This is a genomic window from Acrocarpospora macrocephala (genome assembly GCF_009687865.1).
Taxonomy (GTDB): domain Bacteria; phylum Actinomycetota; class Actinomycetes; order Streptosporangiales; family Streptosporangiaceae; genus Acrocarpospora; species Acrocarpospora macrocephala.
Genome location: NZ_BLAE01000022.1, coordinates 87491 through 114327 on the forward strand (window position 1 = coordinate 87491; position 26837 = coordinate 114327).

The 26837-nt window shown below is 69.4% G+C and carries 30 protein-coding genes; 20 read left to right on the forward strand and 10 right to left on the reverse strand.

Annotated features, from left to right (window positions below):
• Positions 1 to 145: 145 nt before the first annotated feature.
• Entirely contained in the window at positions 146 to 1288 is a 1143-nt protein-coding gene (locus Amac_RS20245) for an FAD-dependent oxidoreductase (RefSeq protein ID WP_155355944.1), read from the reverse strand.
• 77 nt (positions 1289 to 1365) lie between these two features.
• On the opposite strand from Amac_RS20245, the gene Amac_RS20250 reads away from it, so the two are divergent.
• From Amac_RS20250 to Amac_RS20270, 5 genes are all read left to right on the forward strand, one after another.
• Positions 1366 to 1806 carry a MarR family winged helix-turn-helix transcriptional regulator gene (locus tag Amac_RS20250; protein ID WP_170322574.1) on the forward strand — a complete coding sequence of 147 codons (441 nt, stop codon included), beginning with the start codon at positions 1366 to 1368 and terminating at the stop codon, positions 1804 to 1806.
• Between the two features lie 48 nt (positions 1807 to 1854).
• A complete protein-coding gene (locus Amac_RS20255) occupies positions 1855 to 2523 on the forward strand; it encodes a HEAT repeat domain-containing protein (RefSeq protein ID WP_155355946.1) in 669 nt (222 codons plus the stop codon).
• Positions 2524 to 2530: 7 nt separating this feature from the next.
• Positions 2531 to 3535, forward strand: a complete 1005-nt coding sequence (locus tag Amac_RS20260) for a HEAT repeat domain-containing protein (protein WP_155355947.1) — start codon at positions 2531 to 2533, stop codon at positions 3533 to 3535.
• A 125-nt stretch (positions 3536 to 3660) separates the two neighbouring features.
• Complete coding sequence (locus tag Amac_RS20265) at positions 3661 to 3984, forward strand: DMT family transporter (protein ID WP_155355948.1); 324 nt, start codon at positions 3661 to 3663, stop codon at positions 3982 to 3984.
• Positions 3981 to 4682 (forward strand): TetR/AcrR family transcriptional regulator, encoded by a 702-nt coding sequence (locus tag Amac_RS20270; protein ID WP_170322575.1) that lies wholly within the window; start codon positions 3981 to 3983, stop codon positions 4680 to 4682. Before Amac_RS20265 ends, Amac_RS20270 begins: the two co-directional genes overlap by 4 nt.
• On the opposite strand, the gene Amac_RS20275 is transcribed toward Amac_RS20270, so the two are convergent.
• From Amac_RS20275 to Amac_RS20285, 3 genes are read right to left on the reverse strand one after another with little or no spacing between them, the layout of a single operon-like run.
• Positions 4657 to 4983 carry a DMT family transporter gene (locus Amac_RS20275; RefSeq protein ID WP_155355950.1) on the reverse strand — a complete coding sequence of 109 codons (327 nt, stop codon included), beginning with the start codon at positions 4981 to 4983 and terminating at the stop codon, positions 4657 to 4659. The two genes, Amac_RS20270 and Amac_RS20275, sit on opposite strands and share 26 nt — an antisense overlap.
• Positions 4980 to 5330: a DMT family transporter gene (locus tag Amac_RS20280; protein WP_155355951.1), complete on the reverse strand. Its 351-nt coding sequence runs from the start codon at positions 5328 to 5330 to the stop codon at positions 4980 to 4982. The genes Amac_RS20275 and Amac_RS20280 overlap by 4 nt, the downstream gene beginning before the upstream one ends.
• A complete protein-coding gene (locus Amac_RS20285; protein WP_155355952.1) occupies positions 5327 to 5875 on the reverse strand; it encodes a TetR/AcrR family transcriptional regulator in 549 nt (182 codons plus the stop codon). Before Amac_RS20285 ends, Amac_RS20280 begins: the two co-directional genes overlap by 4 nt.
• A 158-nt stretch (positions 5876 to 6033) precedes the next feature.
• On the opposite strand from Amac_RS20285, the gene Amac_RS20290 reads away from it, so the two are divergent.
• The 6 genes from Amac_RS20290 to Amac_RS20315 all read left to right on the forward strand — a co-directional run bounded on the left by Amac_RS20290 (position 6034) and on the right by Amac_RS20315 (position 9753).
• Positions 6034 to 6267 (forward strand): hypothetical protein, encoded by a 234-nt coding sequence (locus Amac_RS20290; protein WP_155355953.1) that lies wholly within the window; start codon positions 6034 to 6036, stop codon positions 6265 to 6267.
• On the forward strand, positions 6264 to 6746 hold the full coding sequence (locus tag Amac_RS20295; RefSeq protein ID WP_155355954.1) for a Clp protease N-terminal domain-containing protein: 483 nt from the start codon (positions 6264 to 6266) through the stop codon (positions 6744 to 6746). The genes Amac_RS20290 and Amac_RS20295 overlap by 4 nt, the downstream gene beginning before the upstream one ends.
• A 241-nt stretch (positions 6747 to 6987) precedes the next feature.
• A complete protein-coding gene (locus Amac_RS20300) occupies positions 6988 to 7890 on the forward strand; it encodes an ABC transporter ATP-binding protein (RefSeq protein WP_155355955.1) in 903 nt (300 codons plus the stop codon).
• The gene (locus Amac_RS20305; protein ID WP_155355956.1) at positions 7887 to 8732 is read left to right on the forward strand and encodes an ABC transporter permease; all 846 of its coding nucleotides are present in this window, start codon (positions 7887 to 7889) and stop codon (positions 8730 to 8732) included. The genes Amac_RS20300 and Amac_RS20305 overlap by 4 nt, the downstream gene beginning before the upstream one ends.
• Before the next feature lie 176 nt (positions 8733 to 8908).
• Positions 8909 to 9358 (forward strand): hypothetical protein, encoded by a 450-nt coding sequence (locus Amac_RS20310; protein WP_155355957.1) that lies wholly within the window; start codon positions 8909 to 8911, stop codon positions 9356 to 9358.
• Positions 9359 to 9435: 77 nt separating this feature from the next.
• Positions 9436 to 9753, forward strand: a complete 318-nt coding sequence (locus Amac_RS20315; RefSeq protein ID WP_155355958.1) for a DUF952 domain-containing protein — start codon at positions 9436 to 9438, stop codon at positions 9751 to 9753.
• A 175-nt stretch (positions 9754 to 9928) separates the two neighbouring features.
• Here the strand turns inward: Amac_RS20315 and Amac_RS20320 are convergent, their stop codons facing one another.
• Positions 9929 to 10669: a DUF2786 domain-containing protein gene (locus tag Amac_RS20320; protein WP_170322576.1), complete on the reverse strand. Its 741-nt coding sequence runs from the start codon at positions 10667 to 10669 to the stop codon at positions 9929 to 9931.
• 77 nt (positions 10670 to 10746) lie between these two features.
• Here Amac_RS20320 and Amac_RS20325 point away from each other — a divergent pair, with 77 nt between their 5' ends.
• The 6 genes from Amac_RS20325 (at position 10747) to Amac_RS20350 (ending at position 15538) form a co-directional block, all read left to right on the forward strand.
• A complete protein-coding gene (locus Amac_RS20325; RefSeq protein WP_155355960.1) occupies positions 10747 to 11751 on the forward strand; it encodes a phosphotransferase family protein in 1005 nt (334 codons plus the stop codon).
• Between the two features lie 119 nt (positions 11752 to 11870).
• Positions 11871 to 12266: a DUF3224 domain-containing protein gene (locus Amac_RS20330; protein ID WP_155355961.1), complete on the forward strand. Its 396-nt coding sequence runs from the start codon at positions 11871 to 11873 to the stop codon at positions 12264 to 12266.
• Positions 12267 to 12386: 120 nt separating this feature from the next.
• Positions 12387 to 12725: a hypothetical protein gene (locus Amac_RS20335; RefSeq protein ID WP_155355962.1), complete on the forward strand. Its 339-nt coding sequence runs from the start codon at positions 12387 to 12389 to the stop codon at positions 12723 to 12725.
• A gap of 579 nt (positions 12726 to 13304) precedes the next feature.
• Entirely contained in the window at positions 13305 to 13754 is a 450-nt protein-coding gene (locus Amac_RS20340; RefSeq protein ID WP_155355963.1) for a hypothetical protein, read from the forward strand.
• A gap of 117 nt (positions 13755 to 13871) precedes the next feature.
• Entirely contained in the window at positions 13872 to 14267 is a 396-nt protein-coding gene (locus Amac_RS20345; protein WP_155355964.1) for a type II toxin-antitoxin system VapC family toxin, read from the forward strand.
• A gap of 380 nt (positions 14268 to 14647) precedes the next feature.
• Positions 14648 to 15538 (forward strand): DUF2268 domain-containing putative Zn-dependent protease, encoded by an 891-nt coding sequence (locus Amac_RS20350; protein WP_155355965.1) that lies wholly within the window; start codon positions 14648 to 14650, stop codon positions 15536 to 15538.
• Positions 15539 to 15835: 297 nt separating this feature from the next.
• Here Amac_RS20350 and Amac_RS20355 read toward each other — a convergent pair whose 3' ends face one another.
• Positions 15836 to 16597, reverse strand: coding sequence for a MerR family transcriptional regulator (locus Amac_RS20355; protein WP_155355966.1), 762 nt, complete (start codon positions 16595 to 16597; stop codon positions 15836 to 15838).
• Positions 16598 to 16886: 289 nt separating this feature from the next.
• Between Amac_RS20355 and Amac_RS20360 the strand changes: the two genes are divergently transcribed.
• The gene (locus tag Amac_RS20360) at positions 16887 to 17471 is read left to right on the forward strand and encodes a GNAT family N-acetyltransferase (RefSeq protein ID WP_218041187.1); all 585 of its coding nucleotides are present in this window, start codon (positions 16887 to 16889) and stop codon (positions 17469 to 17471) included.
• A 115-nt stretch (positions 17472 to 17586) separates the two neighbouring features.
• Here the strand turns inward: Amac_RS20360 and Amac_RS20365 are convergent, their stop codons facing one another.
• The 3 genes from Amac_RS20365 to Amac_RS20375 form a co-directional block, all read right to left on the reverse strand.
• Positions 17587 to 20901 carry a PQQ-dependent sugar dehydrogenase gene (locus tag Amac_RS20365; protein WP_155355968.1) on the reverse strand — a complete coding sequence of 1105 codons (3315 nt, stop codon included), beginning with the start codon at positions 20899 to 20901 and terminating at the stop codon, positions 17587 to 17589.
• Positions 20902 to 21009: 108 nt separating this feature from the next.
• Positions 21010 to 22161 (reverse strand): sugar phosphate isomerase/epimerase family protein, encoded by a 1152-nt coding sequence (locus Amac_RS20370; RefSeq protein WP_218041188.1) that lies wholly within the window; start codon positions 22159 to 22161, stop codon positions 21010 to 21012.
• A 704-nt stretch (positions 22162 to 22865) separates the two neighbouring features.
• On the reverse strand, positions 22866 to 24278 hold the full coding sequence (locus tag Amac_RS20375) for an amidase (protein ID WP_155355969.1): 1413 nt from the start codon (positions 24276 to 24278) through the stop codon (positions 22866 to 22868).
• Positions 24279 to 24362: 84 nt separating this feature from the next.
• Here Amac_RS20375 and Amac_RS20380 point away from each other — a divergent pair, with 84 nt between their 5' ends.
• On the forward strand, positions 24363 to 24965 hold the full coding sequence (locus tag Amac_RS20380) for a TetR/AcrR family transcriptional regulator (protein WP_155355970.1): 603 nt from the start codon (positions 24363 to 24365) through the stop codon (positions 24963 to 24965).
• 154 nt (positions 24966 to 25119) lie between these two features.
• Here the strand turns inward: Amac_RS20380 and Amac_RS20385 are convergent, their stop codons facing one another.
• Entirely contained in the window at positions 25120 to 25608 is a 489-nt protein-coding gene (locus Amac_RS20385) for a cupin domain-containing protein (RefSeq protein ID WP_155355971.1), read from the reverse strand.
• A 108-nt stretch (positions 25609 to 25716) separates the two neighbouring features.
• On the opposite strand from Amac_RS20385, the gene Amac_RS20390 reads away from it, so the two are divergent.
• Entirely contained in the window at positions 25717 to 26817 is a 1101-nt protein-coding gene (locus tag Amac_RS20390; protein ID WP_155355972.1) for a tyrosine-type recombinase/integrase, read from the forward strand.
• Positions 26818 to 26837 lie beyond the last annotated feature (20 nt).

The following is a 26837-nucleotide window of genomic DNA, read 5'->3' on the forward strand; positions in this document are numbered from 1 at the left end:
AGTAGAACACGCATTCGACCGCGTCCGCCACCTGTTCCCGCAACCCCGGGTGGAACGGGATGGAACGCCCCTGCTCGCGAAGGCCGCTCCTCGATTGGCCGCGTCCTGGCCGGCTTCGCGCCGCTACGGTGAAACGCTTCCGCGTTTACCGGCGCCGGGGAGCGAAGGGGTGGTCGCGGGAGGCGGCGACCGCTTCGAAGGCGTAGGCGAACATCTCTCGTTCGTACCGCGCCACCGCCGCGGCCAGGCCGCCGGGGCGCGCGGCCGTGATCTCGGCGGCCAGCAGGGCGGCGTCCTTCAACGCGATGTTCGCGCCCTCGCCGCGGCCCGGCGACATCGTGTGCGCGGCGTCGCCGAGCAGGGTCACGCCCGGGGCCTGCCACGGCGGGAACGGGAGCGCTGAGCGCAGGCGCACCGCGAACGTGGCCGCCACGTCGGCTTCGGCCACGACGCGGCGTGCCGCCGGGTGCCAGCCGCCGACCATCTCGGCGGCCAGCCGGTGCAGTTCCTCGGGACGGGCGCCGGTGGGCGGTCCGTCCGGCCAGCCGTCGACCGTCCAGGCCAGATAATCGGGAATGCCGGTCAGGCCGGGGCCCGCGGCGGGGGTGTGGCGGCGGCAGGTGGCCACCGACATCGCGCCCACCGGGCCGGTGACCCGGTTGAAGCTGTCCAGCAGCACCTCGGGCAGCCAGGCGAGCAGGCCGGGGGTGATCGTGGTCCGGCCGTACACGAAACCGCCGAGATCCTCCAGTTCCGCGTGCGGCGCGATGATCCGCCGCACGGCCGAGCCGGTGCCGTCGGCGCCCACCAGGAGATCCCCGGTGGCGGTGGAGCCGTCGGCGAAGCGGGCCAGGACGCGGCCGTCGGCGGTGCGGTCGAAGGACTCGAAGGCGGCGCCGAAGCGCACGTCGCCGCCGAGGCCGGACAGCAGGATCTCGCGCAGGGTCAGCCGGTTGACGCCCAGGTGTTCCTCGGGCGGCAGCGCCGGGATGGGTTTGCTGAACCGGGGTGTCAGCCGCTCGTCGGTGAAGGTCATCGTGGTGGCCGGGCGGATCGAGGTGGCCAGGCACAGCGCGTACAGCTCGGGGGGTAGGCAGGAGCGCAGGGCCTGCACGCCCGCGGACTTGAGGGTGATCCGGTGGCCCTGGCCGCGGCAGGCGGGGGACGGGTCGGCTTCGAAGACGGTCACGCCGACCCCGGCCCGGCGCAGGCCCTGAGCCAGGCACAGGCCGCCGATCCCGGCACCGGCCACCAGTACGCGGGAGTCGACGTGGGGGGCATCGTTCATGGCCGCGAAGCTAGCACTTAGCTGTCGCGACAGCAAATGCCGGAGCAGTTAATTCGGGGGCAGCTACCATGACGACCATGGACGCCACCCCTGACCCCGCACCCCCGTTCGACCTCGTCCTCGCGGGCGGCGCCCAGCTCACCCAGGTCGCCCGCGACCTGCGCACCGCCCTCGACGACGACCTCGCCCCCTTCGACGTCACCTCCCAGCAGGCCGCCCTCCTCATGCACGCCGCCGGCAACACCCCCAACCGCCTCGCCGCCCTCCTCGGCACCGACACCGCCGGCATGACCCGCCTCCTGGACCGCCTCGAAGCCAAGAACCTCATCCGCCGCCAGCGCAACCCCGCCGACCGCCGCTCCATCGTCATCGAACTCACCGCGGCAGGCCGCGCCCTCCTCCCCAAGATCGCCCCCAGCTTCGGCCGCGCCAACACCCGCCTGCTCCGCGGCTTCACCACCACCGAGATCACCCAACTCCTCGCCATGCTCAACCGCATGCGCGACAACCTCGCTTGACCTTGACACGGTGACAAGGTCTTCACTGTTGCCGAGGAGGTGGTCCCGATGGCCATGCCGAAACAGGACACGGATACGATTCAAGCTCTCCAAGGGCTGGAGGACAGCAGCTCGTCGGTGCGGCTGCGAGCGGCCCTGGCGGCCGGCACGACCCCTGACCCGCGGTTCATCGACAAGCTCATCGAACGATCCGCGATCGAGCCCGAATTCTATGTGCGCGACATGCTGACGTGGGCACTCACCCGCCACTCGGCGTCGATGACGGTCCCAGAGCTGCTCAAGGAAGTCCGCTCGGAGCGTGCGCAGGCGCGAAGCCAGGCATTGCACACGCTGTCCAAGATCGGGGATCGGCAGGCGTGGCCGGCGATCACCCGGGCGCTGCTGTCCGACGCCGACGATGAGGTGGCGCGGAGCGCTTGGCGGGCAGCGGTCGTGCTCGTGCCCGCAGGTGAAGAGCCCGGGTTGGCCGAAGTGTTGTCGACACAGCTCGGGCGCGGCGGACGCGAGATGCAGCTGAGCCTCAGCCGGGCGCTGATCGCGCTCGGCGAGGTGATCGTGCCGACGCTGCGCGCCGCGATGACGGACCTCGACCCGCGGGTGCGCGCGCACGCGATCGCCACGGAACGGCTGTTGCGCGACCCGGATGCCGCGTTCGGGTTCGCGATCGAGGAGGCGAAGCGCGTCGTGGCCCTCGGCGGCACCGGCAAGGAGGAGTGACGGGGCAGTGTTGATCGGTGAGGTGGCACGTCGGGCCGGGGTCAGCGCCCGCATGCTCAGGCATTACGACTCGCTCGGCCTGGTACGGCCAACGGGTCGCAGCGATGCCGGCTATCGCGAGTACTCCAGCGAGGACATCCGGCGGATCTTCCATATCGAGAGCCTGCGGTCATTGGGGCTGTCGCTGCGTGAAGTCAGGCGCGCGTTCGATGATCCGGACTTCACGCCCTCGGAGCTCGTCGACGACCTCATCCGCCAGACGCGAGAACGCATCGCCGCTGAGACGGAGCTGCTCACGCGACTGCGCCGGATCGGCGCCGCGGAACCCGCAGGCTGGGAGGACGTCCTCCAGATCGTCGCGCTCCTCCAGGCGCTGGGGTCGAAGAGCGCCGGCAAGCGCCAGCGCGCGGCCTTGTCCTCGGTCGAAGAGGTTCCGGTGCCAGTGGAAGCACTCGTCGAGGCAGCGCTGAGCGAGACGGACCCCAACGTCGCCGGAGCCCTTCGATGGGCTCTGGCGCAATCGGGCGATGACGCCTTGGCGCTGCTGGCGGAGGGCCTCGGCTCACCGGTGGCCGAGGTGCGCAAACGTGCCGTCCAGTCCATCGCCGAGATTCCGGACGGTGAGGCGACCGCGCTGCTGCGGGACGCCCTCACGAGCCCCGACATCGTGGTCCGCAGGTATGCGGCGCTGGCACTCGGGGCACGTGGAGTGGCCGACGCGGTCCCGACGCTCATCGACATGGTCGTCGAGGGGACGAATGACGTCGATGCGGCCGATGCGCTGAACGCGCTGGCGAGTCCTCCCGCGTTGGCGGATCAGATCGCCACCAGGCTCGTTGATCGCCTCGCCCACGGCGCCGTTGAATCGTCCGCCCGTCGACGGCTGACCCAGGCGCTCGCGGACATCCCGGGAACCACAGCGTCACGAGCCCTCGCGGATCTGTCACATGACGAGGACCGTGCCGTCGCGCTTACTGCGGCATACATTCTCGGGATACGCGACGCACGATAACGGATCTTTCCTTGGGTGCTGTGTGCCCTGGCAAGGGGGCCTGTCTGCTCGTCATGGGCTTTCGTGATCGGCGTATCCGGGCGGTCGGCTAAACTGGGACAAGCGTACCGTTTTGAGGAGATGTCATGGCGTGGATCCTGCTGGGCTGCGCGATCGTATCCGAGGTCTTGGCCACCACCGCGCTCAAGCTCAGTGACGGATTCGCCCACAAGGGCTGGGCTGTGCTTGTTGTCATCGGCTACGTCGCCTCTTTCGTCCTGCTGTCGCAGGCGCTCAAGCTGCAGATGCCTGTCGGCGTCGCGTACGCGGTCTGGGCGGGCATCGGCACGGCCGCCGTCGCCGCGATCGGCACGCTGTTCCTCGATGAATCCATGAACCTCGCCAAAGCCGGTGGAATCTTGCTCATCATCGGCGGCGTCGTGCTCATCAACCTCACCGGATCCCATTGACCAGCCACCCACAACCCAGCCCTTTCCAGGCCGGCACCCCTCAGCCTGGCCATGGGCATTCCGTACCTGCGGGAGAGGGGCCCGACGAGCCTGCCACCGGTGCCCGCCACGCGTCCGGAAAGGCCACTCAGAAGCGTGCCCAGGCACGGCGCGACGCTCTGCTGGACGCCGCCGTCGCCCTTCTGGAAGACGGCGGATTTCCCGCCGTCACCCATCGCGCGGTCGCCCACCAGGCCGGTGTTCCCCTCGCCGCCACCACCTACTACTTCGACTCCCGCGACCAGCTCGTCGCCCACGCCTTCACCCGGCTCGTCGAACGTGAACTCGCCGCCACCGGCGCCATCCTCGACGGTCCCGGCTCGCTCGTAGACCGGCTCACCGCCCTGGTCGGACAGGACCGGGCCCGCCAGCTCGGCCTGTGGGAGCTCTACGTCCACGCCGGGCGCGACCCCGTCCTCCAGGCCATCGCCCGCACCTGGACCGACGGCTGCGACGCCGCCCTCGCCACCGCCCTGCGCCGCGACCGCTACCCGCACACCCCCGCCGACGTCCGCTTCCTGGCCACCCTGCTGTCCGGCCTCTGGATCGAAACCACCGTCGAAGCCCGCCCGGGAACAGCCGCCCACGACACCCTCACCCGAGCCCTCAACACCCTCCGCGCCGCCAAGGATGTCAGTGGGCGGCTCCGAGCTCGATGAGCAGGACGCCGGTGACAATGAGGCCGATGCCGAGACCCATGACCTTGGTGAGAGGTTCGTGGAACAGGATCCGGGAGGCGAGCGCGGTCAGGGCGACGCCGGAGGCGGCCCAGATGCCGTAGGCGATGCCCAGGGCCAGTCCGCCGTCCAGGGCGAGGGTGAGGAAGACGAAGGCGGCCAGATAGCCGGCGGCCACCACGATGAACCACTTCTTCGTGCCCCCGCCCTGCGCGGCCATCCGCAGCGCCAAGGTGGCGCCGACCTCGGAAAGAATCGCGCCCGCCAGAAAGACCAAGGTCATGAGGTGACTCCATCCTTGCGGGCGTGCGCGACCTGGGAGCCGAGTTCGACGCACAGGACGCCGCCGATGACCAGGGCGATGCCGAGGCCCGTCGTCGCGGTGAGCGGGTCGCCGAAGATGACCGTCGCCAGGACGGCGGTGAGGGCGACTCCGGAGGCGCCCCAGATGCCGTACGCGACGCCGATGCCCATCCCCAGGCGCAGCAGGAAGGACAGAGCGGCGAACGCGGCGATGTAGCCGATCGCCACGACGGCGAACCAGGCCGCGTGGTCGAGGGCCGCGCGCAGCGAGAGCGTGGCGGTGACTTCGAGCAGGATCGCGGCGAGCAGCAGCAGCCATTTCCTCATGAGGCGGTCTCGGCTTTCAGGAGTTCTTCGGTAACCGCCAGCAGGTGTGCGCGGTCTTGTGCCGGGACGGGGAAGACGTCGGTGGCGGCGGCCATCCAGTAGCCGTCGGCCAGGAGCCGCGCGGCCGTGAGCCTGCCCCTGGCCTGCCCGGGCAGGTCGTCGGGCAGATCCAGCCACGGCTCGAAGTGGCGCACCCAGGCCGCGGTGAGGGCATCGCGATACAGGGCGTCGAAAAAGATGGCGAAGTCCGCGCGATCGAACTGCCCGGTCAGCGCCACCTCGACGTAGGCCCGGATCCGCTGGTACGGCGATGCCGTCTCCACCGGCTGCCCCAACCGGTCGAGCATGAGCTCCTCCCACCGGGCGGCCACATGGTCGACGACGGCGAGCATCAGCGCGTCCTTCGTCGGAAAGTGGTACATCAGCCCGGGCTTGGTCAGCCCGACCTGCTTGGCCGCGGCATCCAAAGTGATCGACCCGCCCCCTTCCGCGCGGAGCAGATCGAGCGCGCCGTCCAGAACCCGCCGCTTCGTGTCTGTTGCCATGACCGAACTTTACCATCCGGTTGGTAAAGTTCGAACGCCGGGTCCCCAGGAGGGAGCGGCGCTCCATCGTTTGGCATGTGCTCGTTCCCGGGCCGCATCCGCTCCGGCTAAGCAATCTAGGTTGACTATTTCCTTCTTAGTCAACTACGGTTGCTTATATGTCGGCGGAAGACGTACCCGTTCCCAACGACCCCAGCGATGCGCTGGCGGCGGTGGTGGCGCTGCGGCGCCTGGCCGATCAGCTGGAGGACGCTGCCGTGGAGCAGGCCATGCGGTCGGGTTGGAGTTGGCCGGAGGTCGCCGAAGCGCTCGGCGTCACCCGGCAGGCGGTCCACAAGAAGCACGCCAAGCGGCTCATCGCCGGGGGCGTCGCGCTGAGGAGACGACAGTGAGCGCAATCGATCACTACATCAACGCGGTCATCGTGCGGGGAACGGCCGAGGCGCAGGAGGACGGCTCCGCGGCGGTGGAGGCCCACCATCTCCTGCTGGCGATCGCCTCTCTCGACGACACGGCCGCACACCGCGTCCTGACCTCGGCGAGCCTCGGCCGCCAGACCATCAGGGAGGCGCTGGGCCGGGAGTTCGAGCACAGCCTGAACGCGGTCGGGGTGTCCCTTGCCTCCTTCGACCTCCCTACGCCCAGCCGCGATCCCAAGCACTCGCCGAAGATCGGCCCCTCGGCCAGGCTCGCGCTCGAACGCGGCTTCGCCGCCGCCACCGGCAAGAAGGACCTGCGGCCCGCGCATCTGCTGCTCGGCGTCCTGAACACCGAGATCGGCACCGTACCCCGCGCGCTCGCCTTGGCCGGGGTCGACCGGGTGGGCCTGATGGCACGCGCCCGCGAGACGCTCGCCAGCGAGAGCTGGTAATCCGTCCCACCGATTCACTCTCCCGCACGTCCTGGCCGCCCTGGCAGACATGCCGTCCGGTTTCTCCTCCTAAGCGCGGCCAGACGACCTTTGAGCCGCCTGATTACCCATCCCTTGCCGCGGCCGCCCACCCCGCGATGCGGTCCTGCCGATTCGGGCGGTGATGCGTCATGCCCTCACGACGAGTCCTGCCGCATGCGTTTTGGCGCGAGGGTGTCCGCTCACAAAGAGAGGTCATTTCATGACGACGAGCGAGAAGGTCGTGCTCCACGTCGACGGGCTGCGCATGCGCTACGGCTCGGTCGACGTCCTGCACGACGTCACATTCGAGGCCCGCACCGGCGAGGTGCTGGCCCTGCTGGGCCCGAACGGCGCAGGCAAGACGACCACGATCGAGATCCTGGAGGGCTTCCGCACCCGCTCTCAGGGCCGGGTCGAGGTACTCGGCGCCGACCCCGCGCACGGCGACGAGCGATGGCGGGCCCGGCTCGGGATCGTCCTGCAGTCCTGGCGCGACCACGGCAAATGGCGCGTCCGCGAGTTCCTGGCCCACCTCGGCACCTACTACGCCGCTTACTCCACCCCCGAGATCCAGCGGCCCTGGGACCCCGACGAGCTGCTCGATGCGGTCGGCCTGACCGAGCACGCCGACAAGAAGATCAGGACACTGTCGGGCGGCCAGCGGCGCAGGCTGGACGTGGCGATCGGCCTCACGGGCCGACCCGAGCTGCTGTTCCTCGACGAGCCGACCGCGGCCTTCGACCCGCACGCCAGGCACGAGTTCCACGACCTCGTACGGGCCATGGCCGCCGCCGGCGAGACCACCATCCTGCTCACCACCCACGACCTGGACGAGGCCGAGAAGCTCGCCGACCGCATCCTGGTCCTGAACGGCGGACGGATCATCGCCGACGGCACCGCGGCCGAGCTGGCGCGGCGCATCGCCGGCGAGGACGAGGTGCGCTGGCTGCGCGATGGACAGCGCTTCGTCGAGAGGACCGCCGACTCGACCACATTCGCCCGCCACCTGTTCGCCCGCTACGGCGACGACATCTATGAGCTCGAGGTCCACCGGGCCTCGCTGGAGCAGACCTACCTCGCCCTGGTACGCCAGGCCGAATCGACCCCGGAGGTCACCCGATGAACCCCGCCACGATCGCGCTGCGCGCGGGCTGGTCCCGCGGCCTGATCGAGCTACGGCAGTCGTTCACCAACGGCGCCGAGCTGTTCTCACACTTCCTGTGGCCCGGGCTGATGGTGGCCGCCATGTTCTTCATCCGGAACACGTCGTTCGGATCCAGCGGCCTCCTGCTGGGCACCCTGGCCCTGCCGAGCATCCTCGGCATGAACGCCTCGGTCGGCGTGATCAGCATGAGCCAGCAGCTCACCGCCGACCGCGAGGACGGCACCCTGCTGCGGGCCAAGGCGACCCCGCACGGGATGCCCGCCTACCTCATCGGCAAGGTGATCTCGATCTCCGGCGGCCTGCTGGCCGACCTGGTGATCTTCCTCGTGCCCGCCATGCTTCTCGTCGACGGACTGGAGGTCGGCCCGGGATCCTGGCCGACCCTGGCCTGGGTGCTGGCACTGGGCCTGGTCGCGACCCTGCCCATCGGCGCGGTCCTGGGCTCGGTCTTCACCAGCGCACGCGCCCAAGGATTGGTCCAGCTGCCGTACCTCGCCCTGATCGGGATCTCCGGCATCTTCTACCCGATCACCGCGCTGCCCGAATGGCTGCAGGGGATCGCCCAGATCTTCCCGATCTACTGGATGGGACTCGGCATGCGCTCGGCCCTCCTGCCGGACTCGGCGGTCGCCATCGAGATCGGCGAGTCCTGGCGGCACCTGGAGACCGTCGGCGTCCTGGGCACCTGGGCGGTGCTCGGCCTGCTCGTGGCGCCGGTCGTGCTACGGCGGATGGCACGCGGCGAATCGGGCTCCAGCGTGACCGCGCGCCGCGAGCGCGCCATGCAGCGGATCGGATGACCTCACGACACCGACCGGCCGGTCGCCGACGCGCGGCCTCATGCTGAGGACTGATCTTGGCTCGTAATGGCACCGGAATCGGGCGGTCCCGCGGGTCGGCATGCCCAAGCAGGGTCAGGGGCAGGTCAGGGACTTCCCCGATGCGACGAAAGCGAGCGGACAAACAGGCTGAAGGCATGAACGAACCCACACGACGCGAGGAGACATTGCTGGCGGGTGCCGCGCTTCGCGGCGCTCCCTGGAAGACCGCGGCCGTGGCCGGGGGAGCCGTCACGACGACCAGCCTGCTGCTGGGGCTGGCCATCGGGTCGGTCGACCTGAGCGGGGCGCTCTACGTGGGCATCACCCTGTTCTCGCTGATCTCGGGGATCGGGGCGATCTCCAAGCCGGACCGGGGGGACCAGGTCACCCAGCAGACCCGGCGCTGGTCACTCCAGCACCCGTGGCGCTTCGCGCTCTACCCGGCCGCAGGTTCGACCTTCCTGATGTACCCGGTGCAGCTCATCCTTGCCCGCGAAGGCGCCTTCGAGGCTGCCTGGGACGCGGCCTGGGGCGGCGCCATGATCTACCTGATCACCGCACTACTCGCCCTCTCCATGCGCGGCCGCGCCTTGAAGGGCCACTAGACATAAACGTCCCCTGGTACGGCGCGAGCAGCCCCTCCGTCAATTCGCACCGCGGACCGCACGCTAAAGTCCACGCCATGATTCTCCACCTGGCCCTCGCCTCCGACTGGGCCCACGCTCAGGCCAGCGGCCACTACCGTGTCTCCACCCTCGGCCGCACCCTCGAACAGGAAGGCTTCATCCACGCCTCCGCCGATCTCGCCCAAGCCCGAGGCGTCGCCGCCCGCTACTACACGACCGTCACCGAACCCCTGCTCCTCCTCCACATCCAGGAAGACCTCCTCGGCTGCCCCGTGAAACACGAAACCCCCACCGGCAGCGACGAAACCTTCCCGCACATCTACGGCCCCATCCCCGTCACCGCGGTCACCGCCGTCACCCCATTCCAGCCCTGACCCCTCGTTTCGGTCACCGCCGCGCCTTCCCATGGAGCTGACGGGCCGACACCGGATGCCTTCGGCCAGCGAATAAGTCGCGACCGACATGCGCTTCGCAGCTGAGCCGGGGTGGGGACGCACGTCGACGTCAATAGGCTGGGGGAGGAGCGCGGGGTTCGCCGGGATGCCCTGATCACGCGGTATCCGGACCGATCAACCCCGCCGGCCGCTGGGAACCCACACGCGGGGCCTCCAAATCCGCTTGGTCGCCCGCGGCCCGCCCGTCCTCCCAGCCCGACCAATCCCGTAACCGCCGCCGCGCCCCACGCCGCACCCGCGGGAACATCTCCTCATAAACCCGGCTCACCTGCGCCCGCCGATCCACCAGAACCAGCTCCGCCGACCGGCCGCCCGCCGTGCTCGCCGCGCTGTCGGCGGCCGCCCGGCGCTCCGCCTCACCCAGCCGTTCACACACCCGATGCACGAACCCCGCCATCCAGCTCTTCCGGAAACTCACCGTCGCCAGCCCCTCCGGCGCCCGCACCCGCAACACCCCCGACCCCATCTGCAGGCACAGCGACGTGAACAGCAGTTCCACCACCGCCAGATCCGACCCGAACCCCACCACCCGCACCACCGACTCCCGCCCCGACCGCCAGTAGATCGCCCGGCACCGCAACGCCGCCGCCACCCCCGCCAGCAGCGCCCGCCGATCCGCCTGATAGGGATTACCGACCGTGACCGTCAGCTGTCCCACCTCATCGGCCACCATCCCGGCGTCGGCCAGCATCGCCTGCTCGATGCCATACGCGGCCATCACCGCATACGCCTTCTCCAGATACACCGCCGCCTCGGTCGGATCCGTGCCCGGATGCTCGGCCACCGCGAGCAGCTTCCGCACCAACTCCAGCTTCCGCTCCGGAATGCCCGTCACCCCGCACCTCCTCCCGCCGACGACCATAGACTACGAACAGTGACTGACAATCCGCTCCCGCTGCCCTGGCCCCCACCTTGTACGACACCCTCGGCACCCCCGCCAACCCCCAGCGGCTCGGCAGCAGCCCACGCTCCCGCGTCTGGCGCATCGAACTCCACGGCCAGCCCGCCATCGTCAAACAGATCATCGGCGGCCCCGAGCCTGGCCTCGACAACATGGACGCGGGGGAGCGGCACACCCGCGAGGCCACCGCCCTGCGCCTGGCCGCCCGCGCCCACCCCCCGGTCGCCCCGGCTCTGATCGCCAGCGATCCCGCCCACCGCCTCCTCGTCCTGGAACAGCTGCCCAACCGGCGCACCGGCGCCTGGCCCATCCGCTACGCCGAGACCCTGGCCCGCCTGCACGCCGTCACCACCCCGGCCGACACCGGCACCCTCCCGCCCTGGCACGGCCCCACCCCGGCCGACGCGGACGCCTTCCTCGCCCTGGCCGCCGCCCTCGGCATCGCCGTACGCGCCGACGCCGAAACCGAACTCGCCGACCTGCTGGACCGGCTCGACCCCACCGGCCACCACGACCTCATCCACGGCGACCCCTGCCCCGGCAACGACCGCCACACCCCGACCGGCACCCGCCTGCTCGACTTCGAAGCCGCCGCCCTCGGCAACGGCCTGGCCGAACTCGCCTACCTCCGCATCGGGCTGCCCACCTGCTGGAACGCCACCGCCCTGCCCAACACACTCGTCGACGAAGCCGAAACCGCCTACCTGACCGCACGCGGCCTGACCGGCGGCAGGGAAGCCCTGCTGGACGCCTGCGCCGGATGGCTCATCCGCGGCGACGCCCTCGTCGAACGCGCCCACCGCGGCCAGGCCGACCACCTCGCCCGGCTCACCGGCGAAGACTGGCACTGGGGCGCCGTCTCCGCCCGCGACCGACTCACCCACCGGCTCACCGTGGCCGCCGCCTTCGAACACATGCCCGCCTTCGCCCGCCTCTGCCAGAAGATGCACCAGCACGCCACCACGCTCTGGCCGAGCCTGCGCCCCCTCCCGTCCCGGCTGATCACCTGGGTGTGAGGGCCGTACGGAAGAAACAACCACCAACGGCGCGAACGGCACACCGGCCCTGGCCTTAGCGGGGGAGTAGGTCCCGATACCTGACAGGAAGTGGCAGTCACCTCTGCCACGCTGAGCGCATGCACGCAACCGGAAGCTTCGAGATCACCTCCTGGGAAACCCTCGCCACCGACGAGCGTGAGGGCGCCAGCATCGGCCGCAACCGCCTTACCAAGACCTTCCACGGGGACATCACCGGCACCAGCGTCACCGAACTGCTCACGGTCGGGACCGCGGCCGGGCCCGCCGCGTACACCGGAATCGAGCACCTCGAAGGCGTCCTCAACGGCCGGAAAGGCACCTTCGTCCTGCGACACAACGGCGGTGCCGACGGCGAACGGCCCTGGCTCACCTGGATCATCGTCGACACCTCCGGGACCGGAGAGCTCACCGGCATCCACGGGCAAGGCCAGATCGCCGTCGACGAGCAGGGCAAGCACACCTTCACCCTCGATTACCAGCTGCCCGGCACGTGACCGGGGGAGCGGCCCCAATCCTTGATCAACAATCACCCAAACGGCGGCCCGCCGCCGGGCCTCCCGCCGCGATCGGAACAACGCTGACCACAGCAATCCCGATCAACGCGAAGGTTCACGATGAAACACACGCTCCTCGCCCTGTCGGTCGCCGTCTGCACCGCACTACCCGCCACCGCGCACGCCGCGGCCATCCCGCCGCCACCACCCATCCCGGCCGTGAAAGCGCCTCCGGCCCCCGTTCCGGGCATCGCCGCGATCCCCAAGCCCAAACCGCCGGTGCCGCCGACATCAGTACTGCCGCCGCCCAAGCCGATCCTGCCCGCCGCCGACCAGGAGGAGCCCGACGCGCTCGAGATCCTGATCGCCGACGTCATCAGGGAACTCAGCAAAGCCGTCAAGGCCAAGATCGCCGAGAAACTCACCGAGCTCAAAGACAAGCTCGTCCTCGTCCCATAACCAGCGCCCGCCAAGCACGCCCGGCTCCTCCCCGATCCGCACCCGCGGGACCGGAGGAGGAGCTCCTCCGGTCGGCGGGCCCGGCGGATGATCGTTTCCGCGACCAACTCAGGCATCGGCTCCGGCTGTTTCGGCGCTCGCGAGACCGGGGGAGTAGCCCCGGGCATCCGATCAGAGCGACCACAGCCCGGGGTTTAGAACGCGGGGATCGCCGTGGATGCGGTCGTGGTGGGCGGTGGGTCGAGCTCTAGTCGAGGCGCTGGCCGCCATCGCCAGGCAGGCCCTCGGCGGCCGCGGGCCGGCTGACCGGCGCGCCCGCCTGGCGCGAGTTGTGCGCCGGTGGCGTCGAGTGCCACGGCGATGGCGGGGTCGGGCGGGAGCCCGAGGACAAACCAAAGGGAGGGCGGGCGGGAGATCCACGGTCCCGCGAGGCACGGTCGCGGGCATCCACGGCGATCCCCGCGTTCTAAACCCCGGGCGCTCGCCAACCTGAGAGCCCTTCCACCCCAAAAGGGTTGCTACTTGACATAATGTTCATTATCGAGCAACTGGTGAACGCGGAAATACTACGATCAAGGCATGTTTGGCATCGGAATCACCGAGCTCGTCGTCATTCTCGTCGTCATCGTCGTGATCGTGATCATCGCCGGTGTCATCGTCCTTGCCGTCCGCGCCGGAGGCCGCCCCAGCGCCACCCTCGCATGGCGCACACCCGGATTCCTCCCGCCCGTACCCGAACACATCCAAGGCCGCATCCGCGAACTCGCCGCCGAAGGCCGCAAAATCGACGCCATCCGCCTCCTCCGCCAGGAAACCGGCCTCCGCCTCAAGGAGGCCAAAACCATCACCGAAGCCATCGCCGCAGGCCGCTTCGTGCCCACACCACCCGACCGCCCCGGCGCCGCCGACCTCGCCACCCGCGTCCTCGAACTCAAAGCCGCCGGCAACACCGAACAAGCCATCCATCTCGTACGCGGCGAAACCGGCATGAGCCACGAACAAGCCGAAGCCTTCGTCTCCCTCATCTGAACGCAGCCGGTCCGACCTCACATCACCCGCTCCCGCCACTCGGCCAGCATCGACCGCCAAGCCATCCGCCGCAGCGAACCATCCCGTGACACCCGAACGCAGAGGAGCCGGCCCGCCATGACCAAGTACGTGATCGGTCCTGACGTGGCCCTTCACCTGGCCCGCGACGAGGCCGTGATCCCCGACGAGCACCAGCTCCTGGCTCCGACACTTCTTCGCTCGCAGATGCTCTCCCTGCTCTACCAAGCGGTACGCCACGGTGAGATGACCAAGAAGGACGCCGATCGCCAGCTCAATTACGTGCGCGCGCTACGGATTCGGCTCCTCGGAGACCGCGTCCTTCAGAACGTCGCCTGGAAGATCGCCGACGAACTCGGATGGCCCGACACGCTCGACGCCGAGTACGTCGCACTGACCCGGCTCCAGGCCGACGCGCTCATCACCCTCGACGCGACGTTCGCCCACGCCGTGAAGCACCTAGTGACAATCGCGCCCATCGAAGCGCTGTCCTGAGACAGACACGTGTCCTGTTTCAGCGACCTGCTCACCGCTTGAAGCGCTGACCTGGGCTGATAGCAGATCAGATGAGCCGTTCCGACTCGTCGGTCTCACTTGACCTGCTCGCTCAGGCAGGTTCGCTGAGCGGCGTCTCACTTAATCTGCTCCGTGAGGCCGTTTTCCGCGGCTCTGGTCCCACCTCAGGAGCTGACTCCTCGTGTGAGGCGCCCTCCGGGCGGCCCAGCAGCTGACAGGGTCGTGCTTGAGGCTGTCCATGGTGTCCCCGACTCCGCGCGAGACCGAGACGCGCGCCAGAGCCCGTTCCCGCCGCCGGGCGACGACATCCGAAAAACGGGTTTGAGCCTCACGTAACGTGAGTCCGTAGCGTCGCCGGCATGAAACTCATCGTGCACGACACCGCCGCGACGATCGGCGGCATCCTGGCCCGGCCGCTCCCCGAGCGCGCCGAGGCCCTGTCCGGGCTTATCGGCCCGATGCTGGCCGCGATGCCCTTCCTCGGCACCGGCGACCTGGCCGCCTTCCATCACCGGGGCAGCGGCTTCCGGGTCGACCGCGACGACGACCGGTACCCGGCGGCGCTGCACCGCCTGCGCGCGGCCGGCGTCTGGGAGCGCGTCGAGGCCGAGGTCACCCGGGCCTGGGAGCACCAGCGGGCGGCCGTGCCCGGCATCCGGGCGGCCGAGGAGGTCAACGTCGTCCTGGTCCTGGGCGACCCGGACGACGACTGGCTGATCGGCCACAACCGAGGGCTGTTCGGCATGGGCGCCATCCCCGGCTGGATCCACCTGACCGTCTGGCCGACTGACGACAACATCGACCTGATCGCGCATTGCGCGGTCCACGAGTTCAACCACAATGTCCGCTACGCCAACGTGGTGTGGAATCCGGCCACGGTGGAGCTGGGCGAGCAGATCGTCTCGGAGGGCCTGGCCGACGCGTTCGTCCGGGAACTGTCCGGGGAGAGCGCGCTGGGCCCGTGGGCGACCGCGCTCCGGCCGGAGGACTTCGACCACGCGTACCGGACGATCACAGCCGCGCTCGGGCTGACCGGGATGGCGAACTTCTCCGCGTACGTGCACGGGGACACCTCGGCCCGCCGGATGGGCGCCGAGCCGGTCGGCCTGCCGGACATGGCCGGCTACCCGGTGGGCCTGGCAATCGTGGACGCGCATCTGAAGGCCACCGGCCTGACCGCGGCGGCCAGCACCGCCCTGCCCAGCAAGGAGATCATCGCCAACGCGGGACTCCTCCCCGGCTCCAGGTAGCTCCGCAGGATGGCCCAGTTCTCCGCGTCGTCGCCGTGCGGGGCGCGGAGACGGGCGGCGGTGCACACCGTGATGTCGTTGAGCCGCCACCGGAGCCGGTACAGGTCCAGGGTCGGCGTGTCGGATGACGCCGGTGGCGTCGGCGTACGCCGTCAGGACGGAGCCGTCGCCAGGATCCAGGGCCCACAGGTCGCGTTCCGGCTGGGCCGGTAGGGCTGTCTCCCAGTCGATGCTGCCATCCTGGGTAACGCCTATTACAGCGGGGTTTCCGGTTTCACAGACCGGAAACCCCGCAGGTCAGGCCTGCCTACGGGCGGCGTTGGTGTGAATGGCTTCACGAATGTACGCCGCCATGCCGGGCGCGATCGTGTCGTAGTTGGCGGTGAAGCGGGGGTCGTTGACGTACAGGTCGCCGAGGCCGCGGTGGATGTCGTGGCCGCAGTCGTAGAACCAGCGGCTGATGTGCAGCCGATGTTCCTCGGCCAGATCGGCGGCCCGTTCCCCGCTCGCGGGCGTGCCCTCGCTGTAGGCGGCGGCGAAGGCGTGGACGATCTCCCCGGCCTCCTGTTTGATCTTCACCCAGTCGGCTTTGGTGTAAGCGGCGGTGCGGCGGCGGCTCTGCTCGAACGTGGCGGTGCCGCCCCAGCGTTCCTCCGCCTCCTGCTCGTGGTCCTCGGGGCGGAAGCCGCCGAAAACCTCGAAACGCTCCTCCGGAGTGAGGGATATGCCCATCGTGTGTGCCTCCATCGCGGTCTCTACGGCGGCCAGCATGCCGGCCAGCCGGTCCATCCGGGTGCGCAGCAGCCGATGCTGGCGGCGCAGGTGGGTCAGGGGGTCGACGGCCGGGTCGTCGAGGATGACCGTGATCTCCTCCAGCGGGAAGCCCAACTCCCGGTAGAACAGGATGCGCTGCAGCCGGTCCAAGTCCGCCTCGGTATAACGCCGGTACCCGCCCCGGGTGCGCTCACTCGGCGTCAGCAGGCCGATCTCGTCGTAGTGGTGCAAGGTGCGTACGGTGACCGCCGCGAACGCGGCCACCTGCCCCACCGAATAACTCATCCCGACCCTCTTCCCCTTTTCGTCCCTTCCAGGGTGCGGGCTCCCGTTACGTGAGGGTCAACTTGTGGCCGAACCCGGCGATGTCCATCCGCCTGCGCGCCTCCTGCCGACAGAGGCGCTGTACTGAATGCGCGAATAGGCACAAAACTAGCGATACCAGACAGAAGGTGAATTCTGTCTGGTATCGGAAAGGGGTTCTCAACGGCTGATCAACGGCCGCCTGTCCTGTTGTCCCGCCTCAAACGACCCGCTCGGCGTCTCACGCGGCACCCCTATGGAAAGGAATCCGGTGAACCACCAACGCCTCCCGCCAGCACCCACTAAGAGACTGGCGTTCCGCGAGATGACGGTTGACGATCTCGACGACATGGCGGCGCTCTTGGCTGACCCCAAGGTCATGCGGTATTACCCGAAACCGATGAATCGCGATGAGGCACGGGGCTGGATCGAATGGAGCCAGCATCTCTACCGCGAGCACGGTCACGGATTGTGGCTGATCACGCTCCAAGACACCGGCGAGTTCGTCGGCAACTGCGGCTTGCCCGTACAGAACGTCGAGGGATCCGTCCAGGTCGAGATCGGCTACCTTGTCCGAACCGACCTCCAGGGCAACGGCTACGCTACCGAGGCCGCGACCGCCTGCCGCGACCATGCTCGCGACATCCTTGAGGCCAAAACGCTCAATTCGTCCGTGAGGTGCTTGGTCGATCTGGTTCTGACGGATGACGCCGTTGTTCTCGACTCCTTGCCGTCGAAGCTTGAAAGCGCGCTTATTACTCCGCTCAGCATCCTCGCAAGCGTCTACGAGGAGGGCAGGTACCTGGATGGCGCCCCAGACGAGGTCGCGGAACTGATCCGTGCGCTCCCGAGCTGAGGGCTGCTTGACGGCTGGACTGAAGTTGATCTCGCGACCACTCCCCTGGTTCGGACTGATAGTCCGGAAAGGGTGGGGCGGGGAAGGGCGCTGAACGGCCCTCCCCCGCCGTCGGTTACAAGTTCAACTGGTCGATCAGGGCCTGGGCATCCCTGGCCAGTGCCGCGCGCACCTCCGCGTTGTTGACGTTGTCGCGCTTGGACAGGTCCTCGATGAACCGCACGAGTTCGTCCCTGGCCGCTCGTGGCTTGTTCTTGCTCAGGCTGTACTGGGCGTCCTCAAGATGACGGACCAGCTTCTTGGCGCCGTTCACGGTGATGATTCCGCTGTCTCTGAAGCGGTTGACCAGCGTGGTGAGGTCGGCGTAGGACGTGGTGGTGGTGAAGGACACCGATTGTGTGGTGGTCTTGCCCGCCTTGTCCTTAGCTGTGGCGGTCAAGGTGTGCGCGCCCAGCGGCAGCTTCCACAACGGCACCGCGGTGCCGGAGGTGGCCGGCTGGCCGTCGATGGTGAGCGTGACGGTGTCCACGCCTGACGTCGCGTCGGTCGCCGTGGCCACGGGGGTGATGGAGGCCGAGTCGCCGTAGGTGGTGTCGGCCACGCCGCTGACTGTCAGGACGGGGGCGGTCTTGTCGATTTTCACGGTGAGGGTGCCGACCGGCGAGATGTTGCCGCCGGTGTCGGTGGCCCGGTAGCTGACCTCGTGGGTGCCCTCCGCGCTCAGCGTCACCGGGTTGTTGGCGTTCAGCCAGGTGGTGCCGCCGTTGAGGGAGTACTGACGGCTGGCGACCGCGCCGTTGTCGGTCGCGTTCACCGTCACGGTGACGTTGTCGGTGTACCAGCCGTTGGCGCCGTTCGGCGTCGCCGGGTTGGTGGTGGCGGTCACGGTCGGCGGCGTCTTGTCGCCCACGCCGTTGCCCGAGAAGGTGAAGGAGTCCACCTCGACGCCACCGCTGGAGGTGACGAACAGCTTGCCGCTGCCTGTGGGGGCGCCGGCCAGCGAGGTGGTGACCGTCTGCCAGCCCGAGCCGGCGGGGATCGTGACGGTGGCGAACGGATTTGCGGTGGCGGAGTTCCAGCGCAGCGAGAGCGTGCCCGCGCCGGAGGCCTTGGTCTGGACCGAGTTCACGCCGACGAAGTTGACCGGGTCGTACGCGATCGAGTCGCCCGGGTCGAGCGAGGTGATCTTGCCCTTGCCCGAGGCGGTGTCGTCGTCGGTGTCGGTGACGCCGGTGAGCTGGTCGGCGTGCTCGGCTTCCAGGAGCTTGGGGTTGAGGATGAGGCTGGCCTCGCCCAGCGCGCCGGGGATGCCGTTGGCGCCGTTGTCGCGGTACTGCACCACGACGACGCCGAAGATGTTCTCGGTCTCGCCGTGGTCGGTGGCGTTGGCGGGGGTCGGCCAGGTGCCCGAGCAGCCGGTGCCGAGCGTCTCCGGGTGGGCGTGGGTGTCGTGTCCGAGCCCGAAGGTCCACTGCACCCGCGAGCAGACCGGCGTGTTGCCGTCCTCGGCGTCGGCGACCGTGATCTGGTACGGAATCGCGTTGCCCCAGTCGAAGAACGCGCCGGTCGGCGGCGTGGTCACGGTCACCACGGGCGCGGTGTTGCCCACGGTGATCTCGATCGAGGTGAGCCCGGCCCGGCCGCCGGAGTCGGTGACGCGCAGCCGTGCGGTGTACTGGCCTTGGGTGGCGTAGGTGTGGCTGGTGGTGGCCCCGGTGGCGTCGAAGTCGCCGTCGCCGTCGAGGTCCCACTCGTAGGTGAGGGCGCCCGGCTCGGTGTCGGTCGACCCGGAGCCGTCGAACTGCACGGTCAGCGGCGGCGCGCTGGCCGAGGCCTTGTCGACCGTGATCCTCGCCTGCGGCGTCTTGTTGTCGGGGGAATAGTCGATCCGGTAGAGGCCGGCGTCGGGGTTGGCGCGGAAGAAGCCGTCGCCGTAGTCGAGCACGTACAGTGAGCCGTCCGGGCCGAACTCGATGTCCATCGGGCTGTCGGTGAGCGGCTGGGCGGCGATGCGCAGCGCGCTGTTGGGCAGGAATTGTTCCAGCTTGGTGACCGGCCCGTCCGGGTGTGTCACGGTGAACGCCGCGAGGTAGTCCTGCGAGAACTCGGCGAAGAACGCCTTGCTGTCCCAGTACTCGGGGAACTTCGACGTCGAGGGATTGGCCGCGTCGTAGTGGTAGATCGGGCCACCCATCGGGCCCTGGCCGCCTGCGGCTTCGAAGTCGACCAGTCCGGCCCATTCCGCGGGCTGATGGGTGTTGTTGTCGCCGTAGTAGAGGTCAGCGGGGGTCGCGGGGGGCAGCTGTGCGAGCCCGGTGTTGTAGCGGGAGGTGTTCGTCGGTCCCGCCGCGCAGTCGAACCATTCGCGCGGCTGGGAGGTCGCGAAGTCCCAGTTGTTGTAGTTGAAGTTGTCGCCCGTGCAGTACGGCCAGCCGCTGTTCATCGGCTTGGTGATCGGGGTGATGTTCCACTCGACGTAGCCGAGCGGGCCGCGGGTCGGGCTGGCGGTTCCGGCGTCAGGCCCGTAGTCGCCCCATGAGACGGTGCCGGTCTGCGCGTCCACGTCCATCCGGAACGGGTTGCGCACGCCGGTGACGAAGACCTCAGGGCGGGTCTTCTCGGTGCCCGGCGGCCACAGGTTGCCGGCCGGGATGGTGTACGTCCCGTCCGACTGCACCTTGATGCGGAGGATCTTGCCGCGCAGGTCGTTGCTGTTGCCGGCGCCGCGGCGGTCGTCGAAGCCGGGGTTCATGCCGGGCGCGTCGTTGTTGGGCGCGTAGCCGCTGGCGCCGGGCGCGCTGGCGGGGGTGTTGTCGCCGGTGGCGAGGTAGAGGTTGCCGTCGGCGTCCCAGTCCATGTCGCCCGCGACGTGGCAGCACTGCCCGCGCTGGGTCTCGACCTTGATGATGACCTGCTCGGTGGCGAGGTCGAGGGCCGAACCGGTCCACTTGAACCGGGAGAGCTGGTTGTAGCCCTTCCACTGGTTCCAGTAGGTCTCGTCCTGGCCCGCCGGGAGCGAGTTGGGCGCCGAGCCGGTCGGGGTGGTCTCCGGGTAGGGCGCGGTCAGGGTGCGGGGGGCGTAGTAGACGTACACCCACTGGTTGGCCGCGAAGTCCGGGTCGAGGGCGATGGTCTGGAGGCCGTCCTCGGAGTTGGCGTAGACCGGGATGGTGTTGATGACCTTGGTGACGCCGGTGGCGGGGTCGGTCAGCCGGATGTCGCCGTTGCGGGCGGTGTGCAGGACCCGGAGGTCCGGCAGCACGGCCAGGTCGATCGGCTCGCCGACGTTCTTGGTGAGGGTGATCTTCTCGTAGTTCGACCAGGTGGTCGCGGGTTCGGCGGCGGCGGCCGGGGCCGGCACCGCGAGCAGGCTTAACGGGAGCGCCAGAGCTGTCACCAGGACGGCCAGCGCTTTTTGGGTACGCTGCATGAAGGTACTTCTCCTAGGACGAGGAGTATCAGGACCGGACCGCCACGCCCGCCGGGGCAACGGCGGATGCGCATGGCGGTCCGGCATTAAAGGCGACTGGTGACGCGCTTACTCGTAGAAGCGGTCTTCCTTCATAGCTGCCCAGTTCTCGTAGCTCAGCCGGGCGTAATCCAGGGACTGCGCCGGGTTGGCGGTTCCGCCGGGGGCGTTGTCCTGCTCGTACATCGGGTGGTGCTTGTCCCGGATCTTGACCCGGTTGAAGAATTCCTTGTAGCCGATGTCACCCGTGCCGAGCGGCACCATGTCGTAGCCGTTGGAGGTGGCCGGGTTGAGCTTGCCGTCCTTGATGTGGAAGAGCGGGTAGCGCTTCTGGTTGTCGCGGACGAGCGTGAACGGATCGAAGATGTCGGTCTGGACCGATCCGTCCGGTGCGGTGAAGAGGGTGTGCTTGTACTGCGCGACGTGCGCCCAGAACAGGTCCATCTCCAGGAAGACGAAGTGCTTGTCGGTCTGGCTGAGGAAGTACTCCAGCTTCCGGATGCCGGAGGAGCGGGTCGGCCGGCCCAGCGTGTCCAGCGGGCCGCTGTCCAGCAGGAAGTTGTAGGCGGCGTCGTGGTTGTGGGTGTACAGCTTGAGCCCGGCCGCCTGGGCCAGCTGGCCGAGACCGTGCCACTTCTCGATGGCGAGGTCCCAGTCGGCCTTGAAGTTGCTGCTGGTCGGGTCGTTGCCGGTGCCGACGTGCTGCATGCCGATGATGTTGGCGATCTCCAGGGTTCGCTGGAACCGGTCCAGGTCGGCGGGGCTGAGCGGCCACGAGCCGGGGATGAAGCCGTGGTTGCCCTGGGCCTTGAGGCCGTTGTCGTCCAGCCAGGTACGGAGTAACTGGGCGCCCTGGACGGTCTCGAGGTTGGCGCCGCCTTCGGAGTTGGCGTTCTGGGTGTAGCCGGCGAACTCGACCTGGGCGTACCCGATCGCGGAGAGCGCCTCGAACACCTTGCGGAAGCCGGACGGGAGCGGGCTGGTCAGCGGGTTGCGGCTGATGGCGTCACGGACGGTGTAGAGGATGATGCCCCGCTGGGACGCGGGCACCAGGGCGTGCCGCTCGTCGCGTACGGGAGCGGGGTCGGCCTGGGCCGCGCCGGGCAGGGCAAGCGGGATGGCCGCTGCGGCGGCCATGCCGGTGGTGGCGGCCATGAACTGCCGTCGGTTGAGTCCGAGGCTACGGCGGAGCGAGTCTTCTCGGGCATGCGTGTCGCTCACGCTTACTCCCTTTCGATCGAGGGACGCGTGCGCCGATCACGTCACTGTGATTCGTGTCAAGCCCGCGAGCATGCCACCGCTGTTGAGCCGAGCGATCACATTGTTACTACGCGACCAGAACGGGGTCAATGGTTCCGTCACCCTTACCCGATCGGTACGCAGGGGAATATTCATGTCACTCTGCGTTAAATCCGCAGTACAACGTCACATAGGGCGGATTTTGGTCACGAATCGGCAGACTTCTGTTGACAAAAATCAAAAGTGGTATCTATTGTCACGAAATGTGTAGGACATGTGCGGTTACGCCAACAAAACATCCGATGTATCCGTGGTGAAGGAACGCACCTCGATCATGTCCCCGTCTTCTGGAAGGTTCGGTCCGGTCCCTTCCACCGTCGCGCCGAGACGGTGGGCACGAGGGAATGCCACCCCGGTCCGAGTTTTCCGGATGACTCGTCTCCGGTCCTCTCGCGTCCGGGCGCGGTGGGTTCCTCCATCGCGTCCGGACGCGGATACGACACGATCGCCGCTGGTTCCCGGTCAGGAATCCGGATCGCGGTCCGGCCAGGTAACCCGTCGCTCAATCTCCCGAAGACAGTCCCTCCCCCGCTCACGACCGCCCGTTTCGCGGCGTTCCGCCGGCCCGAGGAGTGCCCGCGTCAGCCCGAAGGCCATAGCCAGGTGCCGCATGAATCCTCCCCCGTTCAGACGTGGGCGAGCTGCTCGGCCGGCCGCGGCGCGATCGGCGTGAACGTGCCGAACCGATCCTCCAGGACCTGCGCCGCCTGCAGGCAGACGTCCTCCCGGTACCGCGGCCCGATGAGCTGAACCGCCTGCGGCAGCCCCCCGGACACCCCCACGGGCGTGACGACGGCCGGCAGGTCGAGGAAGTTCACCAGGATGACCAGCAGGGACTGGTCGATGAGCGCGGAGACCGCGCCGCTCCCCCGCGTGTCGGTCCCGACCGGGAACGGCGGGTGGGTGTTGCCCGGCGCGAGGATGATCGGATACCGCTCCTGCAGGTGCGCCCACGCCCGCGCGGTGGCGAGCCGGTCGGACAGGGCGCGGACGTAGGAGTCGAGGGTGAGCACGCCGGTGGCCTCGGTGAAGTCCTCGACGAACCGGCGCTGGCCGGGGCTGAGACTCTCGTGCCAGAACGGCGGGCTGAGCCGGATCTCGGTGGCGGCCAGGGCGGCGAAGGCCCGGGCCGCCGATTCCACGTCGGGCGGGTCGATGCGGTCGACGGCGTACCCGGCGTCGGCGAGGGTGTCGGCGGCGCGCTGGACGGCTTCGGCGGCGTGCGGGGAGACGCCGGTGCCGGCCGGGTCGAAGGTGACGGCGGCGCGGCGGGGCAGTTCGGGTCCCGTGAGCGGGGCACTGACGGTCCAGGGGTCGGCAGCGTGCTGGCCGGCGATGATCTGGAGGGCTGCTCTGAGGTCGGCGACACGGCGGGCGATGGGGCCGTTGGTGGCGCACATCTGAAGGGTGAAGGGCAGTTCGGCGGGCGCGGCGGAGTGGTAGGGGACGCGGGTTCTGGTCGGGCGCAGGCCGGTCACGCCGCAGGCCTGGGCGGGCCACCGGATCGAGCCGCCGTAGTCGTTGCCCAGGGCGAGCGGGGTGATGCCCGTGGCGACCGCGGCGGCGTCGCCACCGCTGGAGCCGCCGGGGGTCCGGGTGGGGTCCCAGGGGTTGAGCGTGGGTCCGTAGAGGCTGCTGTCGGTGTGCCAGCGGAAGCCGAAGTTGGGCATGTTGGTACGGCCGAGCGGGACGGCTCCGGCCTCGCGGAGCCGGGCGACGTGCGGGGAGTCGGCGGCGGCGACGGCGTGCTGCAGGGCGGGGACGCCGTGGGTGGTGGCCGATCCGGCGAGGTCGATGTTGGTCTTGAGGGTGAACGGGACGCCGTGCAGGCGGCTGGTGGGGTGGCCGTCGCGGATGGCCTGGTCGGCCTGGCCGGCGGCGTGGAGGGCTTGTTCGGTGCGGGTTTCGACGACGGCGTTGATGTGGGGGTTCACGTCGGCGAGGCGGTCGAGGTGGGCTTGGACGACTTCGCGGCTGGTGGTACGGCGCTGCCGGATGAGCTGTCCGAGTTCGACTGCTCCCATCTGCCAGAGTTCCATGACGATCTCCAAATCAGTGGATGTCTACTCTACTCAGTAGATCTGCACTCTACTGAGTAGACTTATGCTACATTAAGTGCTCTCATGACCGAGCACAAGCCCTCCCGCCGCCAGATCCAGGCCGCCGCCACCCGCGCCGAGATCATCTCCGCCGCCCGCCGCCTGTTCGCCGGCCAGGGCTACGTGGCCACGCCCATCTCGGAGATCGCCAAGGAGGCGGGCGTCGCCGTCCAGACCGTCTACAAGGTGTTCGGCACCAAGGACGCGATCCTGCTGGCCCTGCTGGACGTGTTCGAGGCCGAGGCCCGCGAGATCAGCAGCGTCTTCGACTTCGCCGCGCCCGCCGATCCGGCCGAGCAGCTGCGCCTGGTCGCCGCCTACCATCGCGCGCTGTTCGACCGGGGCCAGGACATCCTGGACGTGTTCCGCGCGGCCGCGCACGGCGAGCTCGCGGCCTTGTGGGAGGAGGGCGGCCGGCGCCGCCGCCAGGCGCAGGCCCCGCTGGCGGAGGGCTGGCGGGATCGGCTGCCCGAGGGCCTGTCCCCCGCCCGCGCCGCCGACATTTTGTGGGCGCTGACCAGCCCGGAGGTCTACACCCTGCTGGTAGTGGAGTCAGGCTGGTCAGGCGACGCCTACCAGGAGTGGCTGGCAGCCACGCTCACCCGCCAGCTGCTGGGATCGCCGTAGGCCGGGCATGCCTGCGCCAGGCGCTGGAGCGAGCCTTCGACGGCTCTGCGCACGTAGTCGGGGCGTCCGTTGACGCCCACCCGGGAGCCTTCGGGGAGGTGTTCGATGCCGAACTTCGTGGCACACCCCTAGCCCGGTGGCCAGAAGGAACCGGTCAGATCCAGAAGGTGTCGTGGCGGAAGTAGAACTCGGTGAGTTCTTCCTCGCTGGGGCGGCCGGTGGCGGCGAATTCGGCGAGGCCTTCGAAATAGCCTTCGCGGGGCGCGCCGGGGGCGAAGTGCAGCAGCATGGAGGCGGGTGCGCCGGATTCGTTGCGGAAGCCGTGGATTCCGCCTTCGGGGACGTGGACGTAGTCGCCGGGGCCGGTGTCGATCCAGCGGGTGCCGTCGAAGATGCGTACGGTGCCGGTGAGGATGTAGAAGGATTCGCTGATCGAGCGGTGGAAGTGCGGCGCGGGGCCGGTCGGATGGGGGCCCATCTCCCACCGGTAGAGGCCGAACTTGCCGTTGGTGGTGGCGCCGGTGGCGAGGTAGTGGGCGGCGCTGCCGGAGCCGTAGTCGATGTCGGGCCGCTGCCCGTCGGGGCGGTAGGTGGCGCTGATCTCGCCGCCGTCGCCGAGGTACACCGGGTCCGGATAGGTCACGACTTATCCCCCTTTGTGTCGATCTTCTCCATTGTGCCTGGACGCCCGCGGGCCGGGTGGCGGCGGGCGGCCGGGAAATGTCGGTGGGGGTCGCTATCGTCTCGGGTCATGCGCCCGGGTGAAGTGAATCGGCTGACCGTTGAGGAGGCCGCGGACCGTTATGTGGAGCTGGTCCGCGCCAAGATGGTGACCGGCGCCCTGTCCGCGGGCACCGGCGAGGTGTACGCGCGGGATGTGGCCACATTCGTGCGGCTCTCCGGCCCGGGCAGGATCCTGGACGATCTGTCGGGCGAGGACGTGGACGCGATCCTGCTGGCCTTCGCCCGCAAACCCGACGAACGCCGGTCGGCCGCCGGCGCGGAGGCGGCGCAGAGCGCGTCGTCGCAGGCGAGGTTCCGGCGGTCGGTGTCGGCGATGTTCAAGCACGCGGCGCTGGCGGGCTGGGTGCAGCTGAATCCGATGCCGTCGGCGACGGTGGTGGCGCGCGAGCGGGGCGGGCTGCGTCCCGAACGGCGGGCCCTCACCAAGGAGCAGGCCGAGGGTCTGATCGGGGCGGCCCGCTCCCCCGCCGCGCCGGCCCGGCCGCGCCGCCGCGACCAGCGGACCGACCTGCGTGACGCGCTCATCGTGCTGCTCCTGACGACGCTGGGGCCGCGGGTGTCGGAGCTGGTGCGCGCCAATGTCGAGGACTTCTACACCAACGACGGCGTCCGCTACTGGCGCATCTTCGGCAAGGGCGGCCGGACCCGCGACGTGCCGCTCCCCCGCGACGTCGCCACCGCCCTGGCGGCCTACCTGCACGCGCGCCCGCCCGTGCCCGACAAGGCGCTGCTGCTGTCCTGGCGCGGGAAACGCCTGGCCAGGGGCGACGTCCAGGCGGTCATCGATCGGGTGCAGGAGCGGGTGGACCCCGACCGCCGCCGTACGGTCACCCCGCACGGGCTCCGCCACACCACCGCCACCCACCTGCTGGCCGACGGCACGGACATGGACGCGGTCCGCCGCGTCCTGGGGCACAGCGACCTCAGCACCCTCGGCCGCTACCGCGACGAACTGCCGGGCGAGCTGGAGGTGGCGATGCGCGCGCACCCGCTGCTACGTCCCGCCCGCCCAGGCTCGCCTGACGGCCTGCCGGGACGGCCGTCCGCCGGTCCGGCTGATCTCGCGGGCCGGGAGGATGCGCCCGGCTCCCGCCGCGACCAGGGCTGACGACACGCCGGTCCCTCGTG

Coding starts and splice junctions, on each gene's coding strand:
- Amac_RS20265 (WP_155355948.1), top strand. CDS start 3,661: ATGGCGTGGATCCTGCTGGGCTGCGCGATCGTATCCGAGGTCTTGGCC.
- Amac_RS20330 (WP_155355961.1), top strand. CDS start 11,871: ATGCACGCAACCGGAAGCTTCGAGATCACCTCCTGGGAAACCCTCGCC.
- Amac_RS20390 (WP_155355972.1), top strand. CDS start 25,717: ATGCGCCCGGGTGAAGTGAATCGGCTGACCGTTGAGGAGGCCGCGGAC.
- Amac_RS20315 (WP_155355958.1), top strand. CDS start 9,436: ATGATTCTCCACCTGGCCCTCGCCTCCGACTGGGCCCACGCTCAGGCC.
- Amac_RS20310 (WP_155355957.1), top strand. CDS start 8,909: ATGAACGAACCCACACGACGCGAGGAGACATTGCTGGCGGGTGCCGCG.
- Amac_RS20300 (WP_155355955.1), top strand. CDS start 6,988: ATGACGACGAGCGAGAAGGTCGTGCTCCACGTCGACGGGCTGCGCATG.
- Amac_RS20280 (WP_155355951.1), bottom strand. CDS start 5,330: ATGAGGAAATGGCTGCTGCTGCTCGCCGCGATCCTGCTCGAAGTCACC.
- Amac_RS20250 (WP_170322574.1), top strand. CDS start 1,366: ATGGACGCCACCCCTGACCCCGCACCCCCGTTCGACCTCGTCCTCGCG.
- Amac_RS20345 (WP_155355964.1), top strand. CDS start 13,872: ATGACCAAGTACGTGATCGGTCCTGACGTGGCCCTTCACCTGGCCCGC.
- Amac_RS20305 (WP_155355956.1), top strand. CDS start 7,887: ATGAACCCCGCCACGATCGCGCTGCGCGCGGGCTGGTCCCGCGGCCTG.
- Amac_RS20335 (WP_155355962.1), top strand. CDS start 12,387: ATGAAACACACGCTCCTCGCCCTGTCGGTCGCCGTCTGCACCGCACTA.
- Amac_RS20380 (WP_155355970.1), top strand. CDS start 24,363: ATGACCGAGCACAAGCCCTCCCGCCGCCAGATCCAGGCCGCCGCCACC.
- Amac_RS20355 (WP_155355966.1), bottom strand. CDS start 16,597: ATGAGTTATTCGGTGGGGCAGGTGGCCGCGTTCGCGGCGGTCACCGTA.
- Amac_RS20255 (WP_155355946.1), top strand. CDS start 1,855: ATGGCCATGCCGAAACAGGACACGGATACGATTCAAGCTCTCCAAGGG.
- Amac_RS20290 (WP_155355953.1), top strand. CDS start 6,034: ATGTCGGCGGAAGACGTACCCGTTCCCAACGACCCCAGCGATGCGCTG.
- Amac_RS20365 (WP_155355968.1), bottom strand. CDS start 20,901: ATGCAGCGTACCCAAAAAGCGCTGGCCGTCCTGGTGACAGCTCTGGCG.
- Amac_RS20340 (WP_155355963.1), top strand. CDS start 13,305: ATGTTTGGCATCGGAATCACCGAGCTCGTCGTCATTCTCGTCGTCATC.
- Amac_RS20375 (WP_155355969.1), bottom strand. CDS start 24,278: ATGGAACTCTGGCAGATGGGAGCAGTCGAACTCGGACAGCTCATCCGG.
- Amac_RS20245 (WP_155355944.1), bottom strand. CDS start 1,288: ATGAACGATGCCCCCCACGTCGACTCCCGCGTACTGGTGGCCGGTGCC.
- Amac_RS20350 (WP_155355965.1), top strand. CDS start 14,648: ATGAAACTCATCGTGCACGACACCGCCGCGACGATCGGCGGCATCCTG.
- Amac_RS20285 (WP_155355952.1), bottom strand. CDS start 5,875: ATGGCAACAGACACGAAGCGGCGGGTTCTGGACGGCGCGCTCGATCTG.
- Amac_RS20275 (WP_155355950.1), bottom strand. CDS start 4,983: ATGACCTTGGTCTTTCTGGCGGGCGCGATTCTTTCCGAGGTCGGCGCC.